Origin of the sequence: Phaeobacter cretensis (assembly GCF_047372505.1) — a bacterium.
Taxonomy (GTDB): Bacteria; Pseudomonadota; Alphaproteobacteria; order Rhodobacterales; family Rhodobacteraceae; genus Phaeobacter; species Phaeobacter cretensis.
The window spans coordinates 127,029-149,015 of sequence record NZ_JBKBEU010000002.1; the positions used below are offsets into that span (position 1 = coordinate 127,029).

General features: G+C 55.4%; 16 protein-coding genes and 1 pseudogene. 11 read left to right on the plus strand and 6 right to left on the minus strand.

All coding sequences use genetic code 11. From position 1 onward, the window contains the following. The first annotated feature begins 298 nt into the window (after window positions 1-298). The 5 genes and pseudogenes from ACEWZM_RS19445 to ACEWZM_RS19465 all read left to right on the plus strand — a co-directional run bounded on the left by ACEWZM_RS19445 (window position 299) and on the right by ACEWZM_RS19465 (window position 6,829). A pseudogene (locus ACEWZM_RS19445) lies at window positions 299-1,170 on the plus strand (IS5 family transposase). A 568-nt stretch (window positions 1,171-1,738) separates the two neighbouring features. After that, entirely contained in the window at window positions 1,739-2,989 is a 1,251-nt protein-coding gene (locus tag ACEWZM_RS19450) for a sarcosine oxidase subunit beta family protein (RefSeq protein ID WP_414008111.1), read from the plus strand. A 12-nt stretch (window positions 2,990-3,001) separates the two neighbouring features. Then, a complete protein-coding gene (locus ACEWZM_RS19455) occupies window positions 3,002-3,310 on the plus strand; it encodes a sarcosine oxidase subunit delta (RefSeq protein ID WP_414008112.1) in 309 nt (102 codons plus the stop codon). Further along, complete coding sequence (locus ACEWZM_RS19460) at window positions 3,307-6,273, plus strand: sarcosine oxidase subunit alpha family protein (protein ID WP_414008113.1); 2,967 nt, start codon at window positions 3,307-3,309, stop codon at window positions 6,271-6,273. Before ACEWZM_RS19455 ends, ACEWZM_RS19460 begins: the two co-directional genes overlap by 4 nt. Beyond that, window positions 6,266-6,829, plus strand: a complete 564-nt coding sequence (locus ACEWZM_RS19465; RefSeq protein ID WP_414008114.1) for a sarcosine oxidase subunit gamma — start codon at window positions 6,266-6,268, stop codon at window positions 6,827-6,829. The genes ACEWZM_RS19460 and ACEWZM_RS19465 overlap by 8 nt, the downstream gene beginning before the upstream one ends. A gap of 22 nt (window positions 6,830-6,851) precedes the next feature. Here the strand turns inward: ACEWZM_RS19465 and ACEWZM_RS19470 are convergent, their stop codons facing one another. Continuing rightward, on the minus strand, window positions 6,852-7,859 hold the full coding sequence (locus ACEWZM_RS19470) for a GlxA family transcriptional regulator (protein ID WP_414008115.1): 1,008 nt from the start codon (window positions 7,857-7,859) through the stop codon (window positions 6,852-6,854). Further along, entirely contained in the window at window positions 7,856-8,752 is an 897-nt protein-coding gene (locus ACEWZM_RS19475; RefSeq protein ID WP_414008116.1) for a LysR family transcriptional regulator, read from the minus strand. Before ACEWZM_RS19475 ends, ACEWZM_RS19470 begins: the two co-directional genes overlap by 4 nt. A 110-nt stretch (window positions 8,753-8,862) precedes the next feature. Between ACEWZM_RS19475 and ACEWZM_RS19480 the strand changes: the two genes are divergently transcribed. The 6 genes from ACEWZM_RS19480 (at window position 8,863) to ACEWZM_RS19505 (ending at window position 16,432) form a co-directional block, all read left to right on the plus strand. Then, window positions 8,863-10,311 (plus strand): aldehyde dehydrogenase family protein, encoded by a 1,449-nt coding sequence (locus tag ACEWZM_RS19480; protein ID WP_414008117.1) that lies wholly within the window; start codon window positions 8,863-8,865, stop codon window positions 10,309-10,311. Then, window positions 10,311-11,303, plus strand: coding sequence for a membrane dipeptidase (locus tag ACEWZM_RS19485; RefSeq protein ID WP_414008118.1), 993 nt, complete (start codon window positions 10,311-10,313; stop codon window positions 11,301-11,303). Before ACEWZM_RS19480 ends, ACEWZM_RS19485 begins: the two co-directional genes overlap by 1 nt. Before the next feature lie 66 nt (window positions 11,304-11,369). Then, a complete protein-coding gene (locus ACEWZM_RS19490; protein ID WP_414008119.1) occupies window positions 11,370-12,914 on the plus strand; it encodes a BCCT family transporter in 1,545 nt (514 codons plus the stop codon). Between the two features lie 108 nt (window positions 12,915-13,022). Further along, complete coding sequence (locus ACEWZM_RS19495; RefSeq protein ID WP_414008120.1) at window positions 13,023-14,714, plus strand: hypothetical protein; 1,692 nt, start codon at window positions 13,023-13,025, stop codon at window positions 14,712-14,714. Continuing rightward, entirely contained in the window at window positions 14,711-15,361 is a 651-nt protein-coding gene (locus ACEWZM_RS19500) for a DUF3726 domain-containing protein (protein ID WP_414008121.1), read from the plus strand. The genes ACEWZM_RS19495 and ACEWZM_RS19500 overlap by 4 nt, the downstream gene beginning before the upstream one ends. 63 nt (window positions 15,362-15,424) lie before the next feature. Beyond that, entirely contained in the window at window positions 15,425-16,432 is a 1,008-nt protein-coding gene (locus ACEWZM_RS19505; RefSeq protein WP_414008122.1) for an Ldh family oxidoreductase, read from the plus strand. A gap of 74 nt (window positions 16,433-16,506) precedes the next feature. Here the strand turns inward: ACEWZM_RS19505 and ACEWZM_RS19510 are convergent, their stop codons facing one another. The 4 genes from ACEWZM_RS19510 to ACEWZM_RS19525 form a co-directional block, all read right to left on the minus strand. Continuing rightward, a complete protein-coding gene (locus ACEWZM_RS19510; protein ID WP_414008123.1) occupies window positions 16,507-18,927 on the minus strand; it encodes a GcvT family protein in 2,421 nt (806 codons plus the stop codon). Window positions 18,928-19,071: 144 nt separating this feature from the next. Beyond that, window positions 19,072-19,311: a hypothetical protein gene (locus tag ACEWZM_RS19515; protein ID WP_414008124.1), complete on the minus strand. Its 240-nt coding sequence runs from the start codon at window positions 19,309-19,311 to the stop codon at window positions 19,072-19,074. A gap of 4 nt (window positions 19,312-19,315) precedes the next feature. Beyond that, window positions 19,316-20,767: an aldehyde dehydrogenase family protein gene (locus ACEWZM_RS19520; protein ID WP_414008125.1), complete on the minus strand. Its 1,452-nt coding sequence runs from the start codon at window positions 20,765-20,767 to the stop codon at window positions 19,316-19,318. After that, window positions 20,764-21,918 (minus strand): aromatic ring-hydroxylating oxygenase subunit alpha, encoded by a 1,155-nt coding sequence (locus tag ACEWZM_RS19525; protein ID WP_414008126.1) that lies wholly within the window; start codon window positions 21,916-21,918, stop codon window positions 20,764-20,766. Before ACEWZM_RS19525 ends, ACEWZM_RS19520 begins: the two co-directional genes overlap by 4 nt. Between the last annotated feature and the right edge of the window lie 69 nt (window positions 21,919-21,987).

The following is a 21,987-nucleotide window of genomic DNA, read 5'->3' on the forward strand; positions in this document are numbered from 1 at the left end:
GTCAGGACGGTAGACTAAGCATCGTTAGGTGGTCGACAGCGTCCCAAAGCAGACATTAGAGCTGCCTGCGACAATCGCTATGCCACGAGTGTGTAAGCTCCAGTCACATTCCCCGAAAGCGGACGTTCATGGAGAAACCTGAGCCTTGGTTGATGCTTCGCCGATCATCCGAGGCGGCTTTGTTGCACAAATTGCGTGAAGGATTCACCTCATGAATCCAGCATGATAGCTGGGAGCTATGAGCCGTTGATCCCCTACAAAATACAAGACGACAAACTGGTCGTCATACAATGACAGTTTGAAGCGTCGTGGCTCCCTGTCTATTTGGTTTGATCCTGAGATGGTTTGGGTCCCATCACCGAGCGGCAAGCGTGGTCAGCAACAGAACTTTAGTGAAGCTACGATCCAAGCGTGTCTCACTTTGAAGGTGCTGTTCGGACTGCCTTTGCGACAGGCCAAAGGTTTGTGCAAAGCCTGCTGCAACTCATCGGGCTGGATTGGGCGGTACCTGACTTCAGCACCCTTTGCCGCCGTCAACGAACACTGAATGTCAGCCTTCCATATCGCGGCGGCACTGGCCCCCTGAACCTCTTGATCGATAGCACAGGGATCAAAGCCGAAGGTGAACGCGAGTGGAATGCCCGCAAGCATGGTGGTTCCAAACGTCGTATCTGGCGCAAGATACACATAGGGATCCATGAGGAAACGCTGGAAGTTCGGGCTGTAGAAGTGACCAGCAGCAACATCGGTGATGCGCCAGTGTTGCCCGATCTCTTGAACCAAATTCCACCCCACCAAGATATCGGCAGTGTCACGGCAGACGGAGCGTACGACACGCGCAAATGCCACGAAGCCAGTGCTGCCAGAAACGCTCACGCGGTGATCCCACCACGCAAAAATGCCAAACCCTGGAAACCGACGAGCGCCGGAGCTCTCGCTCGGAACGACGCGGTCAGCGCACAACGATATCTGGGACGCACTGTGTGGCGACGCTGGAGCGGGTACCACCGACGAAGCCGCGTCGAAACCAAGATGCACTGCCTGAAACTGATGGGCCAATCTCTCATGGTACGGGACTTCGACAGGCAGGTCGCCAAGATCCAAATCCGCATCGCCGTGCTCAATCGCTATACTGCGCTTGGCATACCTGTCACTGTGGCCCTAGGCTAGTCCGTCCGGCGTAAGGAAGGGGAAGAACGCCCTTCATACGATTTGGGCTACAAGGCCTTGCTGAATGTTACAGTTCCTCTTTTTCAGATGTTCCATCCACAAAAACCCTTCATTTAGCTAGGGCAAATTTCAAAGAACGAAGGTCAGCTTTTTGTTCCTTTCCTGACATCCAGAGATCAGGCATAGACAGCAGCTTAGTCCGCTTTCTGCGCATAGCTGCACCGGGCGTAAAACGCAGCATTCGGTGCTCCGGACTCTTACGGGCCATTCTCTGCGTGTTAAAGAATATCTGTTTTTTGGGTTTCTGGGCTGAAGTATGCAATCTCTGCAGTCTCGTAAATTCAGAATCCTAAGCATCCGGTTTTGTTGTTAACACTGTCTCACCAACTAGATGATCCAACACGCTGCCTGGCGTCCATGACCTTCTTCAATTCGGCGCGGCTTTGCCAACTTTGAAGGTCGTATCGACAGCTGAATTGTCGATTATGAGATGAATCTTGTCCGAAAACGCATCGGCAAACTCAGGTGATTCCGCGGCAACTGTACACTGTAAGAAACAGGAGCCCCCATGCGATACTCTGCGTTTGGTCTGATCAAAGAAGCCCTCACCGGGCACAAAGGCTGGAGGCCGCAATGGCGTAATGCAACGCCCCAAGCAGCCTATGACTACGTCATCATCGGCGGCGGCGGACATGGCCTGGCGACCGCCTACTACCTCGCCAAAGAATTTGGTGGCGCGCGCATTGCAGTGTTGGAAAAGGGTTGGATCGGAGGCGGTAATGTTGGTCGAAATACCACGATCATAAGATCGAACTATCTCCTGGATGGCAATGAACCATTCTACGAATTCTCGTTGAAACTGTGGGAGAACCTTGAGCAGGACCTCAACTACAATGCGATGGTCAGCCAGCGGGGCATCTTGAACCTGATCCACAGCGACGCCCAACGCGACGCAGCCAGACGGCGTGGCAATGCGATGATCCTTAACGGATCTGATGCCGAACTTCTGGATACTGACGGCGTACGCGCGATGTATCCTTTCCTGAACTTCAATGACGCGCGTTTCCCCATCAAAGGTGGGCTGCTGCATCGTCGTGGCGGCACCGTACGCCACGATGCGGTTGCCTGGGGCTATGCCCGCGGTGCTGACAGCCGCGGCGTCGACATCATACAGAACTGCGAGGTCACCGGCCTCCGCATTGAGAATGGCAAGGTTCTGGGTGTTGAAACCACTCGTGGATATATCGGGACCGGCAAAGTTGGTGTCTCTGTCGCTGGCAACTCCAGCCGACTGATGGCCCTTGCCGGGATGCGCCTGCCAATCGAAAGCCACGTCTTGCAGGCCTTTGTCTCTGAAGGCCTAAAGCCCTTTATACCCGGAGTGATCACCTATGGCGCCGGGCATTTCTATTGCAGTCAATCGGACAAAGGCGGGTTGGTCTTCGGTGGGGACATCGACATGTATAACTCCTACGCGCAGCGTGGGAATCTACCGGTCGTCGAAGATGTTATCGAGAGCGGTATGTCACTGGTCCCGGCCCTTGGCCGCGCACGCCTCCTGCGCAGCTGGGGTGGCATCATGGATATGTCGATGGATGGCTCTCCTTTCATCGATAAAACCCATATCGACGGCCTCTATTTCAATGGCGGCTGGTGCTACGGCGGCTTCAAGGCGACCCCCGCTGCCGGTTACTGCTTTGCCCATCTTCTGAAAACCGAACGGCCACATGGAACCGCTACTGCCTATCGGTTGGATCGCTTCATGTCCGGTCACATGATCGACGAAAAGGGCCAAGGCGCCCAACCAAACCTGCATTGAGGGATTAACCAGATGATTATAAACCATCCTTTGCTGGGGCCTCGCGACGCGCAGGAGTTCACTTATCTGGGCGACGCGGGTTTGATAAACCGCCCGTATTGGCTGTCGGAAACCGCTCTGCAGCAATTTCACGACTACCTCTACCTGCGCGAAAACCCTGCAGGCGTACATCGTGAACTTTGGTTCCATGAACAAGGTGACCGATCCTGGCTGGTAGTAACCCGCAACACAACCACGCACGAAATCCTGAAGGTCGAGCTGGCACGCGATGTGGCGCTGACCAAAAAGGCTGCAAACAATCCGCAGGAGCCTATGCAATGACTGCGGAACAATCGCTGAAAAATCGCCTCACCGGCGGTCTGGTCGACCAGACTAAACCACTTTCTTTCCGGTTCGACGGCAAGGCCTATCAGGGTCATCAGGGTGATACGCTGGCGTCGGCCCTCTTGGCGAATGGTGTGCGCCTATTAGGGCGGTCCTTCAAATACCACCGCCCGCGTGGGGTGCTGACAGCCGGCAGCGAAGAGCCAAATGCACTTGTGGAATTGCGTACTGGCGGGCGCCAGGAACCAAACACCCGCGCCACAGTCGTCGAATTATACGACGGGCTGGAGGCGCAATCGCAAAACCGCTGGCCATCCCTCGAACATGATGTGATGGCGATCAATGATCGGTTTTCGAGTTTTCTGGCAGCCGGCTTTTATTACAAAACCTTTATGTGGCCTCGGGCGTTCTGGGAAAAATTCTATGAACCAATCATCCGCAAGGCCGCCGGGCTTGGCAGCCTGACCGGTGAACCGGACCCAGATGCCTACGACAAAGGCTATCTTCATTGCGACTTGCTGATCATCGGCGCGGGTCCAACTGGTCTGGCCGCTGCTTTGACTGCCGGGCGCGCTGGCGCACAGGTCATTCTGGCAGACGAGGACTGCCACCTCGGTGGCCGCCTCCTCTGTGAAACATCTGCGCTGTCAGATCTGTCCGGTGCCGATTGGGTCGCACAGACACAAGCAGAGCTGGCCGCACTGCCCAATGTGCGAATAATGCCTCGAACAACGGTGTTCGGCGCTTATGATCATGGTGTCTATGGCGCAGTTGAACGAAACGCAGACCACCTACCAGTTCCCATCGCTAATAAGCCACGCCAAACGCTTTGGCGGATTTACTCCAAACGCGCGCTAATTGCGACTGGTGCGATTGAACGCCCTATCGCATTTGAGAATAATGACCGTCCAGGCGTGATGCTGGCAGGCGCAGTGCGGGCCTATGCCAACCGCTGGGCAACCACACCTGCACAATCGGTTGTGGTCTTTGCCAATAACGACAACGCGCATCAAACCGCTCGCGACCTGATGGCAAAAGGCGTGGAAGTCCGCGCCATAGTCGACGTACGCACAGATGCACCAACACTAGATGGGGTCGAAGTGCTGGCCGGGGCCGCGGTCATCGATACCAAGGGTCGTCATGGTCTTTCCTCGGTCACCGTGCGGCTGGCCGATGGCCAAACGCGCACCATTGACTGTGGCGCATTGGCGATGTCCGGCGGTTGGAACCCCAATCTGGGCCTCACTTGCCACCAGCGTGGCCGCCCTTCCTGGAACGAGGCGATCCAGTCCTTCGTACCCGGAGACGGGCTTCCGGCGGGCCAACTGGTGGCCGGTGCTGCGATGGGAGAGTTCACAACTGCGCAGGCCCTATCCAGCGGATCGCAAACGGCAATTGAGGCGCTTGGCGATCTCGGCATCTCCGCAAGGGCGGTAGATCTCCCCCACAGCGAAGATGCACCGGTCACACTGGCTCCTTTCTGGCATGTCAAAGGTGCAAAACGCGCTTGGTTGGATTTCCAGAACGATGTGACCGTGAAGGATGTGCAGCTTGCGCATCAGGAAAACTTCACCTCAGTGGAACATCTGAAGCGCTATACGACGCTTGGCATGGCGACCGATCAGGGCAAGACCTCAAACCTTGGAGCTTTGGCGGTCATGGCCGAGCTGACCGGCAAGTCTATCCCAGATACCGGCACCACTATCTTTCGTCCACCTTACACGCCTGTCGCAATGGGTGCTTTGGCAGGTCGCTCAGTCGGTAAGGATTTTCACCCGACCCGTCTGGCACCCAGCCACAAATGGGCCGAGGAGCAAGGCGCGGTTTTTGTCGAGGTCGGCAACTGGCTGCGTGCACAGTGGTTCCCGCGCGATGGAGAGACCCATTGGCGTCAGTCGGTTGATCGCGAAGTTCTGCAAACCCGAAACTCCGTCGGTATCTGTGACGTCACCACATTGGGTAAAATAGATGTCCAGGGTGAGGACGCCGCGGCCTTCCTGAACATGATCTACGCGAATGGTTTCGCCAAACTTCCGGTCGGCAAGGTGCGGTATGGCCTGATGCTTCGGGAAGATGGCGTCGCCCAGGATGATGGTACCGCAGCACGTTTGGCAGAGGATCATTTTGTCGTCACCACCACAACGGCCAACGCTGTTCTGGTCTATCGCAATATGGAATTTGTGCGTCAGTGCCTCTGCCCCGATCTTGATGTGCAGCTGATCTCAACTACCGAAGCCTGGGCGCAATATGCCGTGGCGGGGCCCAATGCGCGTAAACTGCTGCAAAAAATCGTGGATCCGGAATTTGACATCTCGAATGAGGCGTTTCCTTTCATGGGTTGTGGCGAAATCACCGTATGTGGTGGTTGTCGTGCTCGCTTGTTCCGGATTTCATTCTCGGGCGAGCTTGCCTATGAAATTGCGGTGCCCACCCGCTATGGCGATGCACTGCTGCGCGAGATGATGGCCGCCGGTGAAGAATTCGATGTCACCCCCTATGGCACAGAAGCCTTGGGCGTCATGCGGATCGAAAAAGGTCATGCGGCAGGAAATGAACTGAACGGCACAACATCTGCGTTGAATCTCGGTCTCGGACGTATGGTCTCATCCAAAAAAGACTGCATTGGCAATGTTCTCAGTCGCCGCGAGGGGATGAATGCCGAAGGAGCTTTGAACTTGGTCGGACTACGTCCTGTTGACACCAAGGATAGCGTACCAGCCGGCGGGCATCTCATGGCAGCTGAGGGTCCGATCGATGCCGCGCATGATCAGGGGTATGTTACCTCTGCCGCCTATTCACCTATCCTGCAAAGCGCGATTGGCTTGGCCTTTGTGAAAGGTGGATCGAACCGGATGGGCGAACAGCTTCGCCTTGTTAACCCATTGGAAAACCAAACCGTCATGGTCGAAATTGTCAGTCCACATTTTGTTGACCCCGAAGGGGAGAAGCTCCGTGCATAAGCTTAAACCGCTCACTCCCCTTGGCAGCGACAAACCTCAGATCATTGAGATCGGCAACCTGACTATTGCCGAGATCACAGACAATGCGCTTGCCTCTCTTACTGCGCGCGCAAACCAAGTATCGACGCTGCACTCGACGCTTGAGGTCACACATGGCATTACACTACCAGATGTAGGCGCATCCTCCCGGTCAGAGGATCTATCGGTGTTTTGGATGGGGCCTGATCAATGGATGATATCAGCCCCACACGACCGGCACGAACTGCTGGCCCGAAATCTAAAACAAGTTGTTGGCGGAATTGCATCAGTAGTTGAACAGACCGATGGTTGGTGCCGCTTCGACGTTGTCGGCCCAAGGCTCTGTGATCTGTTCGAGCGGCTGAGCAACGCACCCGTACGCACTATGACACCTGGGAATGCCATTCGTGGCACGCTGGAACATCTAGGTGTGTTCCTGTGGCGTCTGGAGGAGGACCAGATGGCAGTTCTGGGTCCGCGCTCATCGGCAAAATCTTTACACCACGCGCTGGTCACCGCCGCCCGATCGATCACGTGATATTTGCCTGCCTGTTGGGTTTCTATCCGGCAGGCAGAGCATCACCACTTTTGACACGCAAGGAATTCTTGGCACGTCGGTCATTGATCGGCGTGACACCAAAACTCTCACGATAGATACGCAGGAACGCCCCAGGCGTGCTGTAGCCAACCATATAGGCAATTTCGGTGACTGATGTGCTGGAATAAAGCACCAACTGCCGGGCTTGGTTCATACGCATCATCCGATAGTATTTCAGCGGGCTTTGTCCTGTTGCCTCTTTGAAACTGCGCTCAAGCGACCGGGCCGAAACCCCAATAGCATCCGCGACGTCGCTGATTTGAATAGGGCTTTCGATGTGTTCTGCAAAATGCTCTATCGCCCTCAGCACCTTCTTGGGCAGCAGATCCTTGCTCTTGGCTGTTGAAAACGCTGGCGTCTTTTGTGAGGTCGTGGCGCTACGCACATAAGGATGCTGAAACCAGCATGCAACTTCAGCCATGATCTCACCACCTAGGTGCTCCTCGATCAGTGAAAGCATGTAATCAAACACTGCAGTCGCACCAGAAATGGTCGTAAACGCACCGTCGTCACAAATCACAGTGCTGTGGCTTTCGATGTCTGGAAACTCCGCTACGAATGCAGCCTCATAGCACCAGTGAACTGATAGTGGATTTTCTGCTATCAAGCCCGTCCGCGCCAGCGGAAAGACCCCGCCGCTAAAAGCGCCCAATCGGGTTTTTCTCCGGGTGAGCCGCTGAAGTGCTGCATTCGCACGCGCTGGCTGCTCAAACCGTGCATTTGGGCCAGCCGCAAAGAACAAAAAATCGTAATCCGTCAGATCAGCCAGAATGGCATCAGTGCCAAAGGTCACCCCGGCAGAAGAGGCGACCGACTCGACGGTTTCAGCTACCACAGTCCAGCTAAAGGCGACCTTGCCAGAAATTTCATTGGCCGCTCGCAAGGGCTCGATACAGGACGTGAGACAAGCCATCGGGAACCCGGGAAAGATCAGAATGGCCAGTTTTAGCGGCGCGTCAGGTTGGATCATGATAGGCCTCCTTCGGTTAGCGCAGCAGCACAGTCGAGGATATATTTCTCCAGGAGTCGCGCCACTGGTGACAGTGATGTATCGGTTTTGCGCAGGAGATGGATCTGACGTGTTGCAAGAGAATCAGCCAAAGGGCGAAACGCCAATCCCGCGGCATTTGCCACTCGCGCTGCCATTTCAGGAAGAATAGTTACCCCTATTTCGGCTTGGACCATGGCCATGATGGAGGTCAGGTTTTGCGCTTTCAACAGAGCCTTTTCGTGGAGCTCTCGCGACGGCTCTGCCTTGATTCCGGCTGACAAGCTATTGGCGATCAACCGTTCGTCGCGCAGCATGTCCCATTCGATTTTTCCAGGCTCTCGCGCCAACGGATGACTTGGTGCGCAGATCACGCCAAATGCATCCGACAAGAGATGCTGACTATGAAGACCTGAGCTATTTTGCCCCAGTGTCGCGATCCCGATATCGATACGATCGCGTGAGAGTTCATGCAGGACAGAGATCGAATCCATATCCCTCAATTCAATGTCTACGTTTTTGAAATCATTGATATGCCTCGAAAACACTAGGGGCATAACGGTACCAGCAATGGAGGGGACAGTAGCAATGCGGACATGCCCATGGGTCGCCTTCGCATAGCCTTCAATGGCTTTGATCATGTTATCGTATTGCTGTAGTTCGCTCTCGGCCTGCTCCAAGACATAAGCCCCCAGCGCGGTGAGTCTGTTCTTACGATCGGTTTCAAACAGCGGCTCGCCGAGATGGGTTTCCAGCTGCTTGAGCATCATCGAAACAGCCGATGGCGTCCGCCCCAGAATGCCAGCCGCATCACTCAGATTGCCGCTCCGGGCGACTGCGGCAAAACCGCGAAGCAGTTCGATTTTCAACGCCATGAGCTCTAACTTCAAAGTTATTGAAATGCTATTCAGTAATTTGAGTTTGATTGAAGTCTCCACACATGTCCATACCAATGGAAACTGAATTCTGTGTGAGGCTTCTGACAATGACTAATATCCAAAAGAACCTAATTGCCGGTGAGTGGCTTGCTGGTGAAAGCGAAGTCGAGAACCGCAACCCCTCCGACCTGAGCGATCTGGTCGGGATCTTTGCACAGGCCAGCGCCGATCAGCTGGAGGCGACTTTGGACCAGGCAAAGATCGCACAACGCGAATGGGCGGCCTATGGCATCGAGCGCAAGCAGGCCGTTCTGAATGCTATTGGAAATGAGATGATGGCACGTGCCGAGGAATTGGGCACGCTGTTGAGCCGCGAAGAAGGCAAGCCGCTGGCCGAAGGCAAGGGCGAAGTCTTCCGCGCGGGTCAGTTCTTCACTTACTATGCTGCCGAATGCCTGCGTCAGATTGGTGAAAATGCAGACTCAGTTCGCCCCGACATCGAAGTAGACGTACGCCGGGAAGCCGTCGGCACCGTCGCTATCATCAGCCCATGGAACTTCCCGACAGCGACTGCCTCGTGGAAAATCGCGCCGGCTCTTTGCTATGGCAACGCCGTAGTCTGGAAACCCGCCAACATCACCCCGGCGTCTGCCGTCGCGCTGGCCGAGATCATCAATCGCCAGGATATCCCAAAGGGTCTGTTCAGCCTTGTAATGGGTTCCGGCCGTTCCATCGGTCAGCGCTTGGTCGAAAGCCCCAAGGTAAATGCAATTTCCTTCACCGGCTCTGTGCCAGTAGGCAAAGGCATCGCGGCAGCCGCCATTCAGAACCTGACAAAGGTTCAGATGGAAATGGGCTCCAAGAACGCGCTCGCTGTGATGGATGATGCAGATCTCGATCTGGCAGTAACCTTGGCCTTGGGCGGTGCCTTTGGCGGTACTGGTCAGAAATGCACAGCTTCCTCACGTCTGGTTGTTCATGCTGGTGTGCACGACGCATTCGTAGAAAAACTGATTGCAGGCGCTCAGGCCATGAAGGTCGGCCACGCGTTGGAAGCCGGTGTACAGATGGGTCCGGTTGTCAGCGAACAGCAACTGAACGAAAATCTCGCCTATGTCGATCTGGGCAAAACCGAAGGCGCTGAACTGGCCTGTGGCGGTCAGCGTCTGGAGATGCCGCATCAGGGCTTCTACATGTCTCCCGGCATTTTCCTGAACTCCAGCAACAATATGCGCATCAACCGCGAAGAAATGTTCGCCCCCCTCACTTCCGTGATCAAGGTAAACAGCTATGATGAGGCGCTTTCTGTAGTTAATGACACCAACTTTGGCCTGACCTCTGGTATCGTAACCAAATCTCTGGCCCGTGCCACGCACTTCCGCCGTAACGCGCGCACCGGTGTTGTCACAGTGAACTTGCCAACTGCAGGCACCGATTATCACGTGCCCTTTGGTGGTCGTGGCGACAGCTCCTATGGCCCTCGCGAGCAGGGCAAGGCAGCCGCCGAGTTCTACACAACTGTCAAAACTGCTTATATCAGCGCAGGCGCAGTCTGATGCGGTCCGCGTTCAGGATTGATGGTCTGCAATATGCCAACTGGTCGGAGAAGATTTTTCGCCAGTTACGCGAAGGCGGCGTGGATGCTATCCACGTCACCATCTCCTATCACGAGAATTTTCGCGAAACGGTTCTGAACTTTGAAAAGTGGAACCGTTGGTTTGAGCAATTCCCCGATCTGATCATGAAGGGTCAGTGGGCCAGTGACATCGACAAGGCCCGCGAAACCGGGCGCACTGCGGTGTTCTTCGGCTTCCAAAACCCTTCGCCTATCGAAGATGATATCGGGCTGGTCGAGATCGTCCACACTCTGGGCGCGCGCTTCATGCAATTGACGTACAACAACCAGTCGCTGCTGGCGACGGGCTGTTACGAAACCGAGGATACCGGTATTACCCGCATGGGCAAGCAGGTCATCAAAGAGATGAACCGTGTTGGCCTCGTCGTTGACATGAGCCATTCGGCGGATCGGTCGACCATCGAAGCGGCTGAGCTGTCGGAGCGCCCGATTGCCATCACGCATGCTAATCCGCATGACTGGTCCCCTGCCCTGCGCAACAAGAAAGACGATGTGATCAGGGCAGTGACGGAACATGGCGGTATGTTCGGTTTTTCGATTTATCCGCATCACCTCAAAGACAAATCCGACTGCACGCTGCAAAGCTTCTGCGAGATGATCGCCAGAACGGCAGATCGCTACGGGGTTCGGCATCTCGGCATTGGCACCGACCTTTGCCAAGACCAGCCTGACAGTATCGTCGAATGGATGCGGGTCGGCCGTTGGACCAAAGAAATCGACTATGGCGAAGGTTCCAAATCTGCGCCTGGTTTCCCGCCAATGCCCCACTGGTTCGAAGACAACCGTGATTTCGGAAATATCGAAGACGGGCTTCGCAAAGTGGGCATGAATGAAGATGAGGTCGCAGCCGTGATGGGCGGCAATTGGCACCGCTTCTTTGAAGAGAATTTCGTGCCTAGATCAGGGGATTGAAGCGCGAGATATAAAGACAAGATACGGTCCTGGATAGCGAGAGGGACCGACCAATGGGAGGGACGGATGTCCGAGACATCTATGAAAACAACACAGCAGAAAAGCCGGATCAATATGCCGCTTTTCCTGCTTTCAGGCGGTTTTATTGCCCTGTTCTGTATCGCAGCGCTGGTCAATCTTAATGGATTGTCCGCGCTTGTCGATTGGGGCTTCAACATTTCCGCGACATATTTTGGCCTATATTGGCAAATTCTACTGCTGGCGACTTTCCTGATTGGGCTCGTCCTCTGCATACTGCCCGGCGGCCGCGCTATTATGGGTGGTCTGGCTGCTCCTGAATTCACCACATTCCAGTGGGGTTCCATGATCATGTGCACCTTGCTCGCGGGCGGCGGCGTATTCTGGGCTGCGGGTGAACCAATTGCACATTTCCTCTATTCACCGCCTCTATATGGCGCTGAAGGCGGAACTGAAGCGGCCGTGACCCCGGCTATCGCACAAAGCTTTATGCATTGGGGCTTCCTGGCTTGGGCAATACTTGGCTCGCTCTCCACAGTTATGCTGATGCACTACCACTATGAAAAAGGTTTGCCTCTTGCACCCCGGACGCTGCTGTACCCGGTGTTTGGTGACAAAGCGATCAACGGCCCTATCGGTGTGATTGCAGATGCATCGTCGATCATCGCTGTGGTCGCAGGCACCGTAGGCCCAATCGGCTTCCTGGGCCTTCAGGTCAGCTATGGCCTGTCCGATCTCTTCGGCATTCCCGATGTCTTTGCAACGCAATTCATGGTGATTGCGGCCTTGGTTGCACTCTACACAATCTCAGCCATGACCGGCCTGTCGCGAGGTATCCAATTGCTATCCAAGATCAACGTGATCTTGGCGGCGGCACTGCTGCTCTACGTGTTGATCGCAGGCCCAACAGGCTTCATTTTTGGTTCTTTCTTCTCCGGATTTGCAGCCTATCTCGGAAACTTCTTCCAGATGGCTCTCTACCGCGGTGATGCGGCTGTATTTGGAGCCCCCGGTTGGCTGGGCTGGTGGACCGTGTTCTTCTGGGGTTGGTTCATGGGTTACGGACCACTCATGGCGATGTTCATTGCACGCGTGTCCCGTGGACGGTCGATCCGATCGATCATCATCATGCTGTCAATCATTGCGCCTATCGTGACCAACTTCTGGTTCACCATCATCGGTGGCTCTGGCATTGCAATGGAATTGGCCGAACCCGGAACTATCTCCGCAGCGTTTGAAGGTTTTAACCTGCCCGCAGCCCTGCTGGCCATCACCAACAATCTACCAATGGGGTTTGTCGTCTCCATCCTATTCCTGATCCTGACCACGATCTTTGTGGCGACAACCGGGGATTCGATGAGCTACGTGATTTCCGCTACGATGACCAAAGGCGACACGCCGAGTACTTCAGTACGTATATTCTGGGGCATCGCGATGGGTGTAATGGCGGTCATTTTGATCTCTGTTGGATCCGGCGGCGTATCAAAACTACAGAGTTTCATCGTGGTGACAGCAGTCCCTGTGTCACTGATCCTACTACCCTCGCTATGGGATGCCCTGCGCATCACATTGGCAAAAGGCAAACAGGCCTGAATACTTGCCGGGCGTATCACCAGCGCCCGGCGAACCCCGCCCACACTGCCCGACCTGTTCAGATCATACGGGATATAACTAACGACCTGATTGCAAAGGCCAATCCGAATGACCGACATTCTCTGCCGTGACCCAAACACTGTCATGCGCTTAGCGCGCCTCGGTTCGATGCACCAATCGCGCCTGTCATTCATGCGTGTCTTAACACGCCGCCTCGCGCGAGAGGGCTGGAGGTTTGAACAAACTGCTTTTGAAATAGATGACAGTGGCCAAGGACACGCGGTTTATACCGTTCATGGACCAGACCGTGCCTACTCTCTCGTCGCATTCGCCCATGATCTGCCACCAGAAAAACGATCTGACCGGGTCATAGCAGAAGCATGGGATGCAACGTTTACACTTTTCGACGGTGTTCCATCTGACGCGGATATCGCCCGTCTATCGCAGAATATTCCCGTGCAGGAAGCCGGGCGCGTTTCGGGTTCGGAGCTGTCGGTCTCGCGCGCCAACCGTTCGGTGCGCCTCTGGGAACATGTGGTCAGCGCTCTCGCAGCCGGTCATCAACCATCGGCAGAACAGATCGATGCCGTGGGTTATCTTATGCGCACCACAGCTGTTTATGGCTCTGGAAAGCTTGGGGCCGCAGATCGCGAAATGATCGCTGATCGTCCCGAATTTCGCGCACCTTTTCAGGTAGAGATGCTGTCGGTTTATCTGACCCGTTGGTTTGTCACCGATCTGGTACAGCATATGGCCGACAGACGAGCCAAAGCCGAGGGCACCAGCGCCGCAAAACTTGCACCGGAGCTGGCACGCTCCATGGGTATTGGTAACTCCACTGGTTTGGGTATGGCACCGTTCCTGCTAAATCACCCGGTGCTGTTCAACAACTGGGTTGCCGCACGCGAAAAAGCGATCCAAGGCGTGCGCAACGTCGAAGAAGCCCACAGCGATGAGGTTGTACTTTTCCGCTCTCTCGTAGACCGTAGCAAGATGACGATTGCGGACTGGACATCAGAACATCCAATCCAGATCCAGAAGCTTCAGGCACTGCGATCAGACGTCGATGAGGTTACCAGTTACCTCGAGGTACAAACATTAACCGGCGCAAAACCGTGGGATGTTCTCTACCGCTGGGCAGAAGAAACGCTATCTCTGGAAGGTCAGGAGTGGATCGCATCTCTCATGCTAGAACCTTATGGCGAACTCGTTGACGGGTTTGCCGGCGACATGTCAGCCGATAACACCGCGACCTTCCGCATTGCAGGCGCGATGAGCATTGGCGATCTGCGCCAAATCCTATGTACCGTTTACTCTTGGGCGATCGACACCAACTGGCAAGCACCGGAAAACAAGGCACGCGCTTGGTATGTGTCGGAAGAGAAGCTGGAGCCAAGACTCGGCGAGCGCTTTGAAGAACCTATTGAGGAATATGAACAACCTCTGGCACCGGGCCGCGATGCCGCGATGTTGTATCAGGCAATCGCCCATTGGCCGGATGAGGCACAGGTCGCAGATTTCCTGCTGCGCCACTCTGAACATCGCCACGTGCTGCGCCGGGTACAGATCGTGGGTCGCGCGCCTTATGCCGAAATCCGTGACAACACCATTTCTGATCAGGTGCTCCCGATCGATATGCTGCGCTGTAAATTGGCGTTCTTCGGAGCCACAAAATTTGACCCTCGGTCGGATCGCTGGGTGAGAATTTGTATGTATGGCAACGCACCACTTCCGACTGAACTGTCCGTAGAAAATGCAGAATTCTGGGTGTTCCCCGAGTTGGAGAAAGTCCCCGCATGAGCCATTCACTGAATGAAATCGAAGCGATGAGCAAACGTGCGGCTCGCGGTGCAGGCCTCTCTTGGGGCCTAGCGGAAGAAGCTGCTAAAGGAACGCGCTGGCTGTCGTCATTTGGATTCCCCGGAACCGAAATGTTGGCCAATCTATTGGACATGAATGACCGGATCCCATCCATTGACGTCTCGCCTGTATCATTGCGGGCGGAGATCTGGCACGCCCCTGCCCGACGTATGAGCCCCCTGATCGCAGGAGCAGCGCTGAGCGACTGCGCTGTACGTCTGTTGGAGCGGGGTACGATCACAATGGAAAACGTCAGTATTCCTCTGCTGGCGGTCCCTTTCATGGGTGGTGCTGCGCTACGATTGGGCCGCCCCGTCGCTGCCGAATGGGATGGAGCCCGCGTAGCCACCGATGGCAAACGGCTGTGTGTGCAAGGGTCCAGCGACGTATTGCGAACCCGGCAGACCGAGCGGATGGTGTTCTCTGCACCCGCCGATATGACGGGTCAACTGGAACCGGTGATGCGAGCGAATGTGTCCGAAGAAAGCTGGGAACAGCTCGGAAAATTTGCCCATCGCACCTTTGCACCTGCAACAGAAGAAAGCCGCCTGCGAGGCGCTGGTGCGGGCCTTAGTGACAACGACTGATTCATCCCCAGGGCGCTGGTCCACCCTGCGCTCCTAATATCTATTCAGAATAGAGAGATCGATATGACCGCGACCGAAACCCTGACCCTTGCAGAAATCGAAGATCTGGCCTTTAAAGCCCTGGTAAAAGCCGGCACATCCGAAGAGAATGCACGCCCGCTGGCCGTCGCCACCGCAATGACCGAGGCAGACGGCGTAGCATCGCATGGTCTGGCCTACATCCCAATTTATGCCCAGCATGTCGAATGCGGCAAAGTTGACGGACAAGCGAAGCCAGTGGTCAATCAGCCCCGCCCGGCTGTGGTCACGGTAGACGCCGCGACAGGGTTTGCACATAGCGCCATCGATCAAGGTTTTGAAAAGTTGATCCCGCTGGCCCGCGAAATGGGTGTCGCGGTACTGGCTGTGAACAACTCCTACAACTGCGGCGTATTGGGCGTTCACACACAGCGTCTGGCACAGGCGGGTCTGCTTGGTATCGGCTTTACCAATGCACCAGCGTCTATCGCCCCTTCTGGCGGTGCCAAGCCTGTTGTCGGTACCAATCCATTCTCTATCTCGGCCCCTGATACAGACGGCAATGCCGCGCTGTTGATCGACCAATCTGCCAGCACAATCGCCAAAAGCGAGGTCATGAAGCACTCCCGTGAGGGCAAATCTGTACCAGAGGGCTGGGTGTTGGACGCTGAAGGCAATCCAACCACAGATCCCGATGCAGGCCTCAAGGGTTCGATGGTCCCATCTGGTGGCTACAAAGGCGTCGGCATTGCCCTGACGGTTGAACTGATGGCAGCAGCGATGACTGGCGCAACGCTTGGCTCCGTTGCCAGCCCCTTCTCCGGCACTGCTGGTGGCCCACCAAAGACAGGTCAGTTCTTTGTGGCTATTGATCCAGAGGCCACGGCAGGCGGCGCATTTCAGGAAAAGCTAACAGATCTGATGGCATCGATCCGCGAACAGGACGGTGCCCGCCTTCCTGGCGATGGTCGCCAGGCTTGCCGCATCCGCGCAGAATCTGAAGGAGTCGCCGTAAACGCCACTCTGCTCGAGAAAGTGCGTGCACTGCTGTAAGTGATATCGCTTAGAGACACAAACGATGAAAAAGGAGGCCATATTGGCCTCCTTTTTTGTGCAAATTAGGTCCGTTAGCCGCGCAAGATCGCCCCATCAGGGTCGAAAGGTGGGCGTTCCAAGATCTTGGCCCGGTGCGGACGCCCCAGAACCATAACTTCAACCGCGTCACCTGGGGTTACATCCCGCACAAACCCAAGTGCTAGGGACATGCCAACGCTATGACCATATGCGCCAGAGGTCACACGACCAATCCCTTCCCCATCTTTGAAAATAGGCTCTCCACCCGTTGCATCAGCACGAGACGCCGCGGTCTCGGCCTCGTCCAAATGCAGCAACACCAACCGCTCGCGCGCCGGGTTTTCCAGAACGGTCTGCACAGTAGATTTATTCAGAAACTCCTTCTGCATTTTGCAAAGTCGATCCAACCCAACCTCTTGCGGCCAATATTCGGGACTATATTCTCGGCTCCAGGAGCCATAGCCCTTTTCTATCCGCAAAGACATCAATGCGCGGCTGCCAACAGGACCTGCTCCCAGCGGTTTTCCTGCTTCCAATAGCGCCGCGTATAGGCGGGATTGGTCTTCGCTCTTGCAGTGAACTTCCCATCCCAAATCGCCGGTAAAGGACACCCGTAGCGCCAGCACCTCGATGCCAGCAAGGTCAATCATGGCAGAATGCATGAACGGGAAGTCCTCGGTGGCGAGTGACGCATTGGTCAGTCGCTGCAGGATTTCGCGTGATTTCGGGCCCGCTACGTTAAAGCCACACATAACTTCGGTCATGGACACAAATGTGGTGTCCGTCGGCAGCGGAACTTCTTTGAAGAACCGCTTGTGATAGCGTTCAGCTATCCCGGACCCGATGATCCAGAACTCATCCTCGGCCAGGCGGGTTACTGTGAAATCGCCTGCGATACCGCCGCGTTTGGAAATCAATGGTGTCAGACAGGATCGGCCAACCGTCTTGGGCATAGCATTCGCAAAAACAGCATTCAGCCATTCCTCGGCACCTACCCCTTTGCATCGGTATTTGGCAAAGTTCGAGATGTCGATGATACCTGCATGATCACGCAGCATCTTGCATTCCTCGCCCACCGGCTCCCACCAGTTCTGTCGCGTAAACCCATTGGTATCCTTGACACCTGGCGCATCAGCAAACCACAACGGATGCTCCCAACCTGCATTAAGACCAAAGACAGCGCCCATCTCGACCTGCATGTCATAGATCGGACGGGTGCGCGCAGGGCGTCCCGCACTACGCTCTTCATTGGGGAAGTGGATCGCAAAGCGATGGGCATATTGATCCTGCACACGCGCCTTTGTGAACGCCTTTGTGGCCCAGGTATCGAACCGTGCGAGATCCCAAGCGAACATGTCGTACTGCGTCTCACCTTCTATGAGCCACTGCGCTGCCATCAAACCCATGCCGCCGGATTGCGAGAACCCAGGGATGATGCCGTTACAACAGAAATACCCCTCGATCTCAGGCACGGGCCCCATCAGAACGTTAGCATCAGGCGACCAGATCATCGGCCCGTTGATGACACGTTTGATCCCCGCCTCACCAACCGCTGGCAAACGTTCGATGGCGTTCATCATGTTGTCCTCGATCCGTTCCAAATCATCTGGAAACAAATCATGCGCAAAATCCAGGGGTGTCCCTTCTTCTGCCCAGAACTTCATGTCTTTTTCATAGGCCCCGATCAATAGCCCTTGTCCCTCTTGGCGCACATAATATTCACCGTCCCGATCGCTGACCGATGGCAGCCGCGTTCCATGTTCAGCAACATCTGCCATGGTTTCGGTTACGAAATACTGGTGCTCTGTCGGCTGCAAAGGCAGCTCAATTCCCGCCAGTTTGGCCACCTCGCGCCCCCAGAGGCCGGCAGCATTCACGACCCATGGTGTTCGGATGTCGCCCTTGGGAGTTTTAACAAGCCAACTGCCATCTTCCTGCTGTTCGGTAGCCGTTACAGGTGTAAAGCGGTGAATTTCTGCACCACGCTGACGCGCCCCTACCGCATAGGCATTGGTCACGCCAGAAGGATCAACGTTACCGCCATCCGGTTCATACATGACACAGCGAATACCATCGTAGTTGACCAGCGGGTTGAGACGCTGCGCCTCTTCGGTGCTGATCTCGTAGAAATTCATCCCGTAAAGCTTAGCCTTAGCGGCTTGCAGCTTCAGCTGATGTTCACGTTCCTCTGTCTGCGCCAGATAAAGAGAGCCCGGTTGAAATACACCACAACTTTGGCCGGTCTCCGCTTCCAACTCATTATAAAGCGTCATAGTGTAGTGCTGGATGCGGCTGATATTGGTACTGTCATGCAGCCCGTGAATATTTGCCGCTGCGTGCCAGGTCGAACCCGAGGTCAGCTCATCCCGCTCCAAGAGCACCACATCGGACCATCCAAGTTTCGCCAAGTGATAGAGGATTGAGCAGCCAATGACGCCTCCGCCAATCACAACTGCTTGTGCTTCTGTACGCATCTATGCCCCCTTCAAGAGCCTTTGTTGACGGCATCAGCTGTACGCGCTGCATCCGCCACGGGTGGAAAACCTGATCTGGTTAGTCGGCATCGCCATCTTATGGTGCCAGCCGGTTTTCTGATAAAAATGCCCATTTGCGACATCTCAAAAAGTGAGCAGCTTTGCCCGCCCGCGCGCCGCAAGCCGGGCATTCAGCGGTTCAGCCTCAGCTGAGCCGCTTTCCAATGCAAAGACGAAGGCGTGCGTAAGATAGAAACAGGCCCGGTCGATGTCGTTCGCCGTTTCTGCCCGGTCCGCTGCACGCGAATACAGGCTTACCAAAGCGACACTGTCGTTTTCCGCATGGGCGCGTAGCAAAGCGCTATCAAGGTCGTCAGGCTCCATGGCTTCAGCCCTTTAGTGAAATCGCGATGTTCTTGGTGCGCACATAGTTATAAAGCGCCTCCAATCCCTTCTCGCGGCCAAAGCCAGATTTACCGACGCCACCAAAGGGGGTAGAAATGCCACCTGCGAACCATTCATTGACAAAGACCTGACCGGCTCGAAGTTTACGGGCGACGCGGTGTGAGCGCGACAGATCCCGCGTGAAGACACCGGCAACAAGACCAAACTCAGTTCCGTTTGCTATAGCAATAGCTTCCGCTTCCGTATCGAACGGCGTGATACACGTGACCGGGCCGAAGATCTCCTCCTGTGCAACCCGGGCACTCGGAGCGACATCGGCTAAAATAGTCGGTGCCCAATAGTAACCCTTACGATCCAGTCGCACACCGCCGGCGGCAACACGGACGCCTTCCCTCTCACCGGTCGCGATCAATGCCTCGATCCGCGACAACTGAAGATCAGAGATCACCGGCGTGTGCTCTGGGTTTTCCATCCCATGACCTGCACGCAACCCATCAGCCAGAGACACCGCACGCTCCACCACGTCATCATAGATCGAACGGTGCACCAATACGCGCGCCATCGCAGAGCAGACCTGACCGGCGTTGAAGAAAATACCCGATTGCAGGCTGGCCATCAGCCCATCAATATCGGCGTCCTTGAATACTACTGCAGCAGATTTACCTCCCAACTCCATCAGCGAAGGTGTGACAGTTTCGGCTGCAGCCCGCAGGATAGCCTGCCCAGTTGGCACCGATCCGGTAAAGACGATCTGATCTATCTCACTGCTTGCCACCAAGCACGCACCAAGATCACCGCCGACACCATTTAGGATCGACACTGCACCAGCTGGAACCTCGGCTCGCTCCAATGCTTTGCCGAGAAGAGCAAGGGCGATTGGGTCCAACTCGGGCGACTTGACGATCGTCGAATTGCCCGCCGCCATCGATGGAGCCAATGACCGCGCCGCAATTGATACCGGAAAGTTCCAAGGCACAATCTGCGCGGAGACGCCGTGAGGCTCGAAGACGGAATAGTCGACATAGTCCGAACCCAACGGGATCGACTTGCCTTCAATTTTGTCCGCGACACCACCGTAGTACTCAAAATATAATGCGGCTTCCTCAAACTCATCCCGCGCAGCGCTTAGCGTCTTACCGCTCTCCCGGCATAGAATATCAGCGCCTTCCGCCGCGATGGCACGAATTTCGCGTGCCACCCTGAGCAACATTCGCCCACGGGCAGAAGGTTGCATATCCGCCAGATCGCCCCTCTCAAAGGACTGCCGCGCGGACTCCAGAGCGTTTGCCAGCGTAACCTCCCCGGCTTGCGCGGCGTCGGCAAAATGCTCAGCTGTGCCCGGATCTTCAACTGCGATGACTGCTCCACGATCACCTTCAGCCCAGGAACCTGCAACGTAGTTTCGTGCCAGCCCATCGCTCAGAAATTCACTCATTCTGAGCGCCCTTTTTGGACCTGCGTCGCGACCCAGTGGTGAAAGTTATGCGTCGGCCCGTCCATTGCAGGAGAGAACCGTCCACCATCAAACAGCATGCCGTGACGGCCCTTTTGCATACCTTCAACAACAAACACATCTTCTTCAAAGACGGTTTTCCAAAGCTGTGCGTTAGATGCACGCAGACTATCAAACTCAGGCGTCTCACGCTCGCTCTTGGCGTAGTAGATCTCGATATGTTCAACGGTATTGCCGCAATCTTTGGGCTCAAGAACAATCGCGAAGCTATGATCCCGCTGCACCCCAAATAGAACGTTGGGGTAAACCGCGATATATTCCGCGCCCTCATCCCACTGATCGCTCAGTCCGTCGAAATCCGGCAGCATAGCACCATCTTCACCAGTCAGCTGGCGATAGACCAACGTCCCTTGTCCAGAGTACTCGCCAAGCTTCTCAATGTTGTAGTGGTCCTCCAGCCGAGAATAGCTGTTCAAGCCAGGGTGAACCCATGGCAAGTGATAGCTTTCGCAATAGTTTTCGACCGCCAGCTTCCAATTCGTCGCAACTTCCAATTTGAGCGAGGATCCCTCACCGCCATGGTAAATCGGTGTCTCGAACTCCCGCCAACGTTCCAGAAGACCCGCATGAACTTCGGTGAATTCCGGCGCTGTACCGTCGACATTTACAAAAATCACGTCCCGCCAGATATACGCACGGATACGGATCAAACCCAACTTGCCCATATCGATGTCATCATGAGTGTTCTGCCCCGGTCCGCCCACATGCGGCGTCGTACGCAGTGCGCCGTCCAGCCCATAGCACCAGCTGTGATACGGGCAGCGGATGGCACCGCGAATTTTCTGTGGCTTGTCGACCAAGATCATGCCGCGGTGACGGCAGGTGTTCTGAAACACACCAATTGCACCCGTGCGATCCCGCACCAACAGCAAGGGCATTCCAAGAAAGTCGATCGGCTTAGCATCGCCTGCCTCGGGAACATCCTTGCCAAAACCGATACCCGACCAATTTGCAAAAAGAACCGCTCGCTTTTCCTCATCGAAAACGCCCGGATCAACGTAATGTTCGTTTGGCAGACCATTTGCGGTGTTCACCGGGGCCAGTACGGATGATAGTTGGCTATGCGTGTTCATCGAACTCTCCATGACGAGACTAGCTTTCCCCAATTGGAGGATCTGGCCGCGTCCGTTCAATAGGCGAAA

Bases quoted from the DNA above. Each gene is read 5' to 3' on its own strand.
- ACEWZM_RS19495 (WP_414008120.1), top strand. From the start codon at position 13,023: ATGACCGACATTCTCTGCCGTGACCCAAACACTGTCATGCGCTTAGCG.
- ACEWZM_RS19455 (WP_414008112.1), top strand. From the start codon at position 3,002: ATGATTATAAACCATCCTTTGCTGGGGCCTCGCGACGCGCAGGAGTTC.
- ACEWZM_RS19485 (WP_414008118.1), top strand. From the start codon at position 10,311: ATGCGGTCCGCGTTCAGGATTGATGGTCTGCAATATGCCAACTGGTCG.
- ACEWZM_RS19475 (WP_414008116.1), bottom strand. From the start codon at position 8,752: ATGGCGTTGAAAATCGAACTGCTTCGCGGTTTTGCCGCAGTCGCCCGG.
- ACEWZM_RS19480 (WP_414008117.1), top strand. From the start codon at position 8,863: ATGACTAATATCCAAAAGAACCTAATTGCCGGTGAGTGGCTTGCTGGT.
- ACEWZM_RS19450 (WP_414008111.1), top strand. From the start codon at position 1,739: ATGCGATACTCTGCGTTTGGTCTGATCAAAGAAGCCCTCACCGGGCAC.
- ACEWZM_RS19490 (WP_414008119.1), top strand. From the start codon at position 11,370: ATGTCCGAGACATCTATGAAAACAACACAGCAGAAAAGCCGGATCAAT.
- ACEWZM_RS19515 (WP_414008124.1), bottom strand. From the start codon at position 19,311: ATGGAGCCTGACGACCTTGATAGCGCTTTGCTACGCGCCCATGCGGAA.
- ACEWZM_RS19505 (WP_414008122.1), top strand. From the start codon at position 15,425: ATGACCGCGACCGAAACCCTGACCCTTGCAGAAATCGAAGATCTGGCC.
- ACEWZM_RS19470 (WP_414008115.1), bottom strand. From the start codon at position 7,859: ATGATCCAACCTGACGCGCCGCTAAAACTGGCCATTCTGATCTTTCCC.
- ACEWZM_RS19510 (WP_414008123.1), bottom strand. From the start codon at position 18,927: ATGCGTACAGAAGCACAAGCAGTTGTGATTGGCGGAGGCGTCATTGGC.
- ACEWZM_RS19500 (WP_414008121.1), top strand. From the start codon at position 14,711: ATGAGCCATTCACTGAATGAAATCGAAGCGATGAGCAAACGTGCGGCT.
- ACEWZM_RS19525 (WP_414008126.1), bottom strand. From the start codon at position 21,918: ATGAACACGCATAGCCAACTATCATCCGTACTGGCCCCGGTGAACACC.
- ACEWZM_RS19460 (WP_414008113.1), top strand. From the start codon at position 3,307: ATGACTGCGGAACAATCGCTGAAAAATCGCCTCACCGGCGGTCTGGTC.
- ACEWZM_RS19520 (WP_414008125.1), bottom strand. From the start codon at position 20,767: ATGAGTGAATTTCTGAGCGATGGGCTGGCACGAAACTACGTTGCAGGT.